Annotated in this window: 4 protein-coding genes; all 4 read left to right on the top strand. The window is 64.9% G+C overall.

Features of this window, described 5'->3' with window-relative positions; translation table 11 throughout:
• The first annotated feature begins 84 nt into the window (after positions 1–84).
• Positions 85–4,290: a hypothetical protein gene (locus ACTQX9_RS08920; protein WP_441541263.1), complete on the top strand. Its 4,206-nt coding sequence runs from the start codon at positions 85–87 to the stop codon at positions 4,288–4,290.
• Positions 4,287–5,582, top strand: coding sequence for a hypothetical protein (locus tag ACTQX9_RS08915; RefSeq protein ID WP_441031782.1), 1,296 nt, complete (start codon positions 4,287–4,289; stop codon positions 5,580–5,582). The genes ACTQX9_RS08920 and ACTQX9_RS08915 overlap by 4 nt, the downstream gene beginning before the upstream one ends.
• A gap of 2 nt (positions 5,583–5,584) precedes the next feature.
• The gene (locus ACTQX9_RS08910) at positions 5,585–6,718 is read left to right on the top strand and encodes a hypothetical protein (protein ID WP_441032700.1); all 1,134 of its coding nucleotides are present in this window, start codon (positions 5,585–5,587) and stop codon (positions 6,716–6,718) included.
• A 215-nt stretch (positions 6,719–6,933) separates the two neighbouring features.
• Positions 6,934–7,578: a DUF7172 family protein gene (locus tag ACTQX9_RS08905; protein ID WP_441031697.1), complete on the top strand. Its 645-nt coding sequence runs from the start codon at positions 6,934–6,936 to the stop codon at positions 7,576–7,578.
• The last annotated feature ends 8 nt before the right edge of the window (positions 7,579–7,586 follow it).

Raw genomic sequence — 7,586 nt, 5'->3', positions numbered from 1 at the left:
CAGACCCTCCCGGCGAAGATTGCGAACTTCAAGACCTCACTGTCCGCGTTCGGCGCGACGCTGCTGGAACCCATGATCGGCCCGATGACGAAGGCTGTGGAGTTCCTCACCGGCGTGTTCAAGGGGCTGAACCAGCCGATTAAGGACTTCGTGACGTGGCTCGGCGAGGGGTCGCTGGCGGCGGATGCCTTCAAGGGTGTAATGATCGTCGTTGGTGGTGTCGTCGCGGGTGCCGTGGCGCTTATGGCGGTCGGTGCGTTGGCTTCGCTGGGGAGCATGATCGGCGGGTTTGTCCTGGGCGGACTGCAGGCCACCATCACCGGGGCGAAGATGGTCGCGGCGGCGTGGACGACCGTTGCTGGGTGGGCTAGGGCCGCTGGTGCTATGGCGATTCAGGTGGCGAAGATGATCGGTCAGTGGGTCATGCTGGGCGGTCAGGCACTTGTGCAGGCCGGGCGTGTCGCCGCCGCATGGATCATGGCCGCGCCGAAGAACCTGGTGCAGTACACGATAGCGTTCGTTCAGATCATCGCCGGGTGGGTGCGCATGGCTGCGGTGGCGACGGTTCAGGCGATCAAGGCTGGGGCCGCGTGGATCATAGCCGCACCAAAGAACCTGGGTACGTACGCCCGTGCGTTCGGCGCGATGATCGCCGGGTGGGGACAAGCCGCCGGTGCCGCTATCGTGAACGCTGGGCGCATCGCCGGGGCGTGGATCATCGCCGCCCCGAAGAATCTTGGAGCCGGTGTCAAGGCGTTGGGCATGATAGCCGGTGGGTGGGTCCGCGCGGGCATCGCCGCCGTCGCGAACGCCGCTGTTATCGCCGGGTCGTGGCTCGTTGCTATGTGGCCGGTGGCCCTCGTCATCGCCGCTATCGTCGGCATCATCGGTGTGTTCAAACTTCTGTGGGATAACGTCGCCGGGTTCCGCGAGTTCTGGCAGGGCGTGTGGGACGGCCTTGTCAATGTGGTGGCTACCGCGTGGACGTGGATCAAGAACATCGTCGTCGGGACGTGGGACGCGATCGTCGGCTGGTTCCAGTCCGGCGGGGTGCAGGCAGTGTGGCAGACCCTCGTGGATGGGGCGCAGGCCGCGTGGAACATCATCACGGCGGTGTGGGGCGGCTTGGTTGATTTCTTCGGCGGGATCTTCTCTGGACTCGCAACCGCGTTCAGCGCCGTGTGGGACGTCATCGGTACTGCGTTTATGTGGGTGTGGGAGTCCGTCCTATCGCCCATCTACACTTGGATTGCTGACACGTGGGGACGCATCGCGGAGATCATCGCCCCGGTGTGGGACACCATCACCGAGAAGGTCGCGGCGTTCGGGTCGTGGTTCATGGACTTCTGGAACACGACGCTGTGGCCTATCGTGTCGCAGGTCGTGGACTTCTTCAAGCGGATTGGTGAAGCGGTCGGCGGGTTCATCTCGGATCATTGGCCTGTTCTGCAGAAGGTGCTGATGATCATTGGTGGTGTGTTGCTCACGCCTATCATCATTGGTCTTGGTCTGGTCGTCGGCGCGATCGTCGCGGTCGTGACGATCGTTGGTGTGGTCATTGGTGCCATCACCGGGCTCATCTACGTGCTGGTGCAGCTCCCCGGGTGGATTAGCCAGGCCGTCACCGCGATCAAGGACTGGTTCGGCCAGGCGTGGCAGTGGACGAAGGACAAGTTCGCGGCAATGGGCGATGCCGTGTCCGGGTGGTGGCGTGATCACGTCGCGCCGTTGCCGGGGCGGGTGGGTCAGGCTATCGGCGGGGTAATTGATTGGTTCAAGGGCCTGCCGGGGCGTATCCGCGGAGCCCTGTCGGATGCTGGGTCGTGGCTAATCGACACCGGCAAGAACATCGTCCAAGGTCTGATCAACGGCATGACTTCCCTCGCCGGGAAGATCGGCAGCTACTTCCTCGACAAGATTCCGGGGTGGATCCGCAAGCCGTTCGAGTCGGCGCTGGGTATTCACTCCCCGTCGCGCGTGTTCGCGGGCTACGGCGAGAACATCGGGCAGGGCCTAATCAATGGCGTGCAGTCTATGGCTGGGAGCGTGAAGGGCGCGGCGCAGAGCTTGGCAAACTCGGCGGCTGATGTGTCGCTGCCGGAGGTCGCGGCCCCCACGGTCGCCGCCCCGGTGGTTCCCGCCCCGGTGCCCGGAATCGCGGTAGACAGTGTCGCCCAGATGCCCGGTGATGGTGCCGCCCTGGGCGCGATGATGCAGCAGCAGCAGGAGTCGATGCTGGCGTGGGGAGCCACCGCGCAGCAGCAGACCGGCGAGGTGGTGAACCCCGCCCTCGCGAGCGTCGGCACGACCGCGCAGACCATGAACGACACGCAATTCCAGCCGGTGATGCTGGGTATGCAGACCGCAATGTCCGCGACCGGCTCGGCGGTGTTGGCTATGACGAGCACGGCGTGGACCCCGGCGATGCTGGGGATGCAGGCCGCGTCGAACGCTACTGGCGCTAACACGTCGTGGAATGCTTACGGCGTCGTGAACCCCGCGTTGTTCAGCATCGCGAACACCGCGTGGAATGTTCTCAACACGGGCGTGAACCCCGCTATGGCTGGTATCCGCGGGGCGCTGACGTACACGGCGAACACGTTCGGGTGGGCTGCTGGCAACATCGCGCAGCAGTGGAATCAGGTGCGTGAAGCCACCGCCCGCCCCGTCCGCTTCGCGATCCAGTCGGTGTTTAACGACGGCATCGTCGGGATGTGGAACTCCGCGTCCGAGTTGCTCGGGACACAGAAGATGGCCCCGTACCCCGTACGGTTCGCCACGGGCGGTCTGGTGCGAGGCCCGGGTGGGCCGAAGGACGACAAGATCCCCGCGCTGCTGTCGAACCACGAGTACGTCCTCAACGCTAAGGCCGTTCGGAACATCGGCGTGGATAACCTCAACGCCCTGAACTCGGGTGGGTATCGCGTCGCCCCGCAGGTCCTCCGCGACCCGGAGAAGCGCCGGGCGATGCTGCGCGACAAGACGTTCACGAACGTTGCGGCGCGGTATCAGGGCGGCGGTCTGGCGGAGGGAACCCCGGCGTGGAAGGCGCTGCTCCGCGGATACAACTGGGCCCGGTCGCGCAACGGTCGTCCCTACGTGTGGGGCGGCTCGGCGCATGGCGATGGTGGTACGGACTGTTCTGGCTTCATGTCGGGCATCGCGGATGTGATCCTCGGCGGGTCCGGCGCACGTCAATGGGCTACAGGCAATTTCCCCGGTTCGCAGCAGGGCGCGTGGAAGCCCGGCCTGGCGGCGGGCTTCGCCGTCGGCATCTCGGATGTCCACACCGCCGGAACGATCGGCGGAGCGCCGGGCATCCCCGCGGTGAACGTCGAGTCCGGTGGCATCAACTCACGTGTAAAGTTCGGTACCTCGGATGCTGCTGGTGCGAATGATTCGCAGTTCAACCGTAGATTCTCGCTCATTGTGACTGATTCCGGCGCGTTCGTGCCCGGCATGGGCGGCGGCGCGTCGATGGTGGACATCATCGGCGGGTTGACGAAGCCATTCCAGGAACGCATGAGTTCCGCAGCCGCCGGGTGGGCGCAGTCGCACGCTGGCATCATCAACACGTATCCGCAGAAGCTGTCGGAGACGCTGGGGAAGATCACCCGCGACAAGATTACGAAGCTGTCCGAGGAAATGATGGGCGACCCCGGCGGTGTCGGCGCGGAGCGGTGGCGACCTATGGCGAAGCGTGCCATGGCCCGCGTCGGCTTCAACTGGCAGGATAAACGCCAAGTCGATGCCATGATCGCGCAGATTCAGTCCGAGTCCGGTGGTATTCCGAACCGGGCGCAGGAAATCGTGGATGTGAACGGCACCGGCGCGTCGGCGGGCCTTGGCCTGCTGCAGATCATTCCGACGACGTTCGCGGCGCACCGTGACCCGGAGCTGCCGAACGACCGCACGAACCCGTTCGCGAACATGGTCGCGGCGCTGCGGTACTACAAGTCCCGCTATGGCATGGACCTTACGACTATGTGGGGTCACGGGCATGGTTACGACCGTGGCGGGTTGATCACGGATCGGGGCTTGTTCTCGAAGCAGACGACGCAGGCGGAGCGGGTGCTGTCGCCTAGGCAGACCGGCGCGTTTGAGGAGCTCGTCGGGTTCCTCGGGTCGGCTGATTGGCAGTCCCTCCGCGACGCTGGTGCAACCATTACCGGCGACAGCGGCGGGCGGAGCGTGAGGACGGTTGAGGTGACCCTGAACTACTACGGGAGCGGCGACGGTGAGGACGTGGCCGATGCCGTCGAGCAGCGACTTATTAGGAGCGCGTGGTGAGTTACAACGGCTATTTGAGTCTCGGAAGCGCGGAGTTGATTAACTCCCGCCGGGCGGCTGGGCACGCCCTCCACGGTATCTGTTCCCGCTCGTTTGAGCTGATTTGGGATGATTCGTGGGGCCAGCAGCACGTGTGGCTCGGCGACGAGGACTACATCACCCCGGAGCAAACCGGGGCCCCGTGGGTTCAGGCGGGCAGGCCGGAGTCGTTGGAGTTCGGCGGGGTGTACGGCCTGAATATTGACGGGCTCGACACGACGAAGATTGATCAGGATGTCACCGAAGCCACGGGCGACGGCGGTTCGGTCGGCAGGCGTAGGCTCCCCACTCGCGAGGTCAAGGTGGAATGCTTGCTTATGGCGGCGACTTCCCGTGGCCTGGAGTGGGGACTGCGGTGGCTGACCCGTTCTCTGCTCGCGGATGGGTGCGGGGGGGATAGCGGCCCGCGTGATTTGGTGTTCCTCGAATCGTGCCCGGATTATCGGCAGTGGGAGCGCCCGGCTGATGTCCGGGAGCGTGCCGGGCAGCTGACCCGGATGCTGACGAGCGTGGTGGTGACGAAGACCCCGGAGGTGACGAACCGCTACGGCGTGTCGAATGACCGTGGGGACTACGCGCCGTGTATGGCGGTGGTGGAGTTCGAGCTGACGGCGCTGGTGCCGAGGGTATGGCGCAGCCCCGTTGTGTTGCTCGGGCCGCGGAGCCTGTCGGCGGGCGAGGTGATGACCGCTAGGTTCCAAGAACTCGACGCGGATGGGACGTGCCCGGCGAACTGTGATGACGACGAGGGCGTGCTACTAGATCCGAAGATGGGCGACCTGTGGACGCTGCCCCGCCCGACCGCGCCGGGCGTTGAGATCGGTTGCATGCCGATTGATTCGCGACGATCCGTGTTCACAATCAGGGAGGGCGCTATCCCCCTGACCGGTGAGATGCTGCCGACCGTCGTGGTCCGCTCCACGGGGCGGGAAGAAAGGAACATCCGCATCCGCTGGGCGCGTGGGCTTGTGGTCGATGATGGGGCGGCGCTGGACTGCCAGACCGTCGGCGAAGCTATGGCAACGTACCTCCCCGCGGATAGTGTCCTCACCCTCGACGGGCGTTCCGGGGCGGCGTGGGCTGACCTTCCGGATGGTCGGCGTGTTGATGCCACGCCGGTGATGGTCGGGCGTGCCGGTGGGCCGTGGCGACCCCCGGTGATGACGTGCGGCGCTCCCTACACCCTCGTGGTTGATGCTGGGCAGGACACGACCGCGACGGTGGAAGTCACCGGCGTGACGGGGGAGGTGTAGCCATGCCGACGTTGGGACAACCGAGGTGGGGCGCGACCATCGCGGAGCCTTCCGGGCGGATCATCTGGCAGTCCGGTGAGGACATTAGCGACTGGGACTTCGACCGGGTGCTGTGCGACATCTCGAAGGCGAGTATCAAAATCGCGGCATCGCCGGTGTTGTGCTCCCGCGTGGAGCCGTGGCTGCACACCCTCACATTCTGGGCGGGTAGCGAGGTCGCGTGGCACGGTCTGGTGACGGAGACGAAGGCGGCGAAGGGGTCGCTGACCGTCACCGCGTCGGATGGTGCCTGTCTGTTCAAGCGCCGTCGGCTCCCGTCCGGGCGGTTCTGGGATCAACGCGACGCATCGCAGGTGATGCAGCAGCTCGTGGTGGATGGGATGGGCCCGTCCGACCCGCTACACATCGCTGATCACATTCACGCCCTGGACTCCCGAATCTGGGTCGTGGTGAACGAGACGGCGAACAGCGTCCTCGTGGATGATGTGGTCGATGATCTGACCGAGGCCGGGCTGGAGTGGACGTTCGTCGGCGGGTCGTTGATGGTCGGACCGGTCGGGGCTCGGCATCGTACCGCACCGCTGTCGGATCGGCACCTCGGCGATGATGTCGTCGTGACGAAGGTGGGCAAGGATGTGGTCACCGACGTGCTCGTCAAGGGTGAGGGTGTGTGGGCGCAGCGGGCGATTGAGGATGACCGGATCGTCCTCCAGTCCATCGTGAAGGGAAACAAGCTCGCTACGGTTCAGGAGTGCGAGACGAAGGCGCAGGCGACGTTGGACCAGTTCGCGGTCGCCCCGGTGGCGGTGAGTGTCGGTGGGGCTGGGTTACGCGCCGACGCGCCGGTTTCGTTGCATGAGCTCGTTCCCGGCGTGCGTGTGCCTGTCTCGTCGGTTCAGACCGGCGTGCGGGTCGGCTGCGACCTGATGATCGAAAAGGTTGCGTTCTCACCGGATGGGATCAAACTGTCCCTCGTTCCTCCGTCGGTGTCGTGGGAGGCTCGCGAGGAGTTCCCGCCGCCGTTGACGAACGACTTCAAGTCGCCGTGGGAGAAGGAGCAGGCCGGTAAGGCCAACGCTTCGCAGAAGGATAAGGCCGACGATGCGGACTGGGTCAAGCCCGGAACGCCGTTATAGGAGAGCAGGATCATGGGTAGGACAGCGCGGACGGATGCGGAGTACATCGCGGAGTTGGAGCGGCGTGTCAGGCGGCTGGAGCGCGCTCTGGGGCCGTGGCAGTTGAGTGTGGGCCGGTATGGGGACCTCGTCGCCGATAATCTGGACACCGGAGTGAGAACCGTTGTAGCCCGGCGTGAGTCGGAGCCGCAGGGTAAGAAGGAGACATAGAGGTTATGGCTAACACCATTTGCACATCCCGTCAGTTCTCGACCGAGAACGGGGTGCTGCATCTATCACGGGCCGCGATGCCCCGCGTGGTGCTGGAGACTCGCACGCCCTCGGTTAATGACGGGGAGATTAAAGAGCACTCGCCGATTGATAACCAGAAGATTCTGATTGAGCAGCGCGGGCACTGGAAGAACGACTTCGGAGTTCCTGTGACGGTTCAGGTTCAGATCCAACGCGCTCGCCGAACCATGAGCACGACGTGTCCGCACACTGTGTTTCTCCGAGAGTCGTACACGACGCGGGTCGGGACCGATGGGCTTACGCAAATCATGGCCCCGGAGCCGACGACGGAGCCGACGTGGAACACGGAGTGGGGCGCGGGCCTGTTCGCACCGTTCAATGGGATGGGTGGGGACGAGTGGCCCCCGATTACGACGTGGCAGTCCACCCCGGAAGCCACCTCGACGCTGGACCAGATTCGCGTTCCAGCGGGACAATCGCTGGACGTTCGGTTCCGCGTCTCACTGGTGACGAACGCTTACGTCCGGGTGCCGTGGGGCGATGCTCACCCGCGCGATGGTAGGCCGACCGCGTTCGTCTGGGCATTCTCGAACACCATGCGATTCTTCGCCTTCCCCGACCCCGTATAGCTCGACTA

This window comes from Collinsella sp. LCP19S3_F2 (genome assembly GCF_052121015.1).
Classification (GTDB): Bacteria; Actinomycetota; Coriobacteriia; order Coriobacteriales; family Coriobacteriaceae; genus Collinsella.
This window is presented reverse-complemented; position numbering and strand designations above follow the sequence as displayed.